A 1,414-nucleotide genomic window follows, 5' to 3' on the forward strand; every position below is an offset into this window, starting at 1 on the left:
AACAGTTGCATCTTATGGAGATATATTTGGCAGAGAATTAATCGAATTTAGCCAACTGATGCAAGAGAAGTTACGCAAAGAAAGCGAGGAAGCACTAGAATGGCTCTCCAGTTATTGTAGTAAGGCAACCGCAGAAGGAGTTCCCACGGAATGGGATTGTAAAGTCGGAGATGCGGGGACCGGGATTCGGGAACTTACCCATAGTTGGGGTGGAGATTTAGTAGTGTTAGGTCGTCGCGGTCGTCGGGGTCTAACAGAAATTATTATGGGTAGTGTCAGCAATTATGTTGTCCATCACGTTCCTTGCTCAGTTTTAATTGTGCAAGGGATTAGCCCCAAAGTTAATGATACCCCTAAAGCTGCTACAGAAACAAAAGCTGAATAATGTAGATCGCCGAACCCCTGTACCAATACTCCATTAACCCAATAGCTCTAAACTCGTAGAACAGGCGAAACGCCTGTTCCTATCGTATAGAGTGTTACTAAAAATTATGGCGTATATTTACCTAAGCTATATCGCGTAGATAAATATCCGCCATAATACTGAAGCTATATCAGACCAAATATTAAATAATAAAAAAGGCTAAGATACTACCGCAAACAAATCGAGTAGAACTTGCTGGTGGGCTTCAGCCCAACTACGAAATTGCACTTGACCGAATTGTCTAAGGTAAAAGATGAAGCAACTGCTTAACTTCCTGCAAATGACCTGGTGCAATCGCAAAATCCTGATTACTGCTTTTATATTATTAGGATTAGTCAGATTAGGCTTGTGGTTGCTACCATTTCAGAGATTACAGAGACTCTTAGTCCAGATCGGTAATATTCATTCTCACAGCCAGAATAATAATCAAACTTCTATCAATAAAATAATCTGGGCCGTTGAAACCAGCAGTCGTTACATGCCCGGAGTTAAATGTTTAGCTCGTGCTTTAACAACACAAACTTTAATGAGTCGGTATGGGCATTCCTCCGAACTCCGGATTGGTGTAGCCAAAGGAGAGTCAGGAAAGCTAGAGGCACATGCGTGGATTGAAAGTCAGGGGAAAGTTATCATTGGTTATCTTGCGGAGCTTTCACGCTTCGTGCCAATGGAAGCTGTTGGAGGTGGTAGGCTGTGAGGGATATTCTATATTATATAAACAAACAGATAATTACTGGTACATAGTTTTGAATTGTCATCTCTAATAGATCTAAAAAATACCTTGGCAATAGCAAAAATCAAATCGCTGTTATTTTATATAATAGCGATTTATTATGATTTTAAAATAAAGAATGAGATGCTTAAGAAGCCCTAGATGTATCAGATTTTAGCAGACAAAACACATGTATTGTTATTTGTCAATACCTTAATCATTCTGGAAACAAAAAATTCATCATAACTTCATCAGAACTTCTTGAAATCTTGATGTTT

2 protein-coding genes are annotated in these 1,414 nt (G+C 39.0%); both read left to right on the forward strand.

Annotated elements, in window-relative coordinates:
* Window positions 1-385 (forward strand): universal stress protein (locus NJ959_RS29515; RefSeq protein WP_254015323.1); only part of this gene is annotated, 385 nt, incomplete at its 5' end.
* 292 nt (window positions 386-677) lie between these two features.
* The gene (locus NJ959_RS29520) at window positions 678-1,121 is read left to right on the forward strand and encodes a lasso peptide biosynthesis B2 protein (protein WP_254015324.1); all 444 of its coding nucleotides are present in this window, start codon (window positions 678-680) and stop codon (window positions 1,119-1,121) included.
* The last annotated feature ends 293 nt before the right edge of the window (window positions 1,122-1,414 follow it).

The sequence above is a fragment of the Limnofasciculus baicalensis BBK-W-15 genome (assembly GCF_024178385.1).
GTDB classification, from domain to species: Bacteria; Cyanobacteriota; Cyanobacteriia; order Cyanobacteriales; family Coleofasciculaceae; genus Limnofasciculus; species Limnofasciculus baicalensis.

Excerpts from the sequence above, each read along its gene's own strand:
- NJ959_RS29520 (WP_254015324.1), top strand. The coding sequence starts at position 678 with ATGAAGCAACTGCTTAACTTCCTGCAAATGACCTGGTGCAATCGCAAA.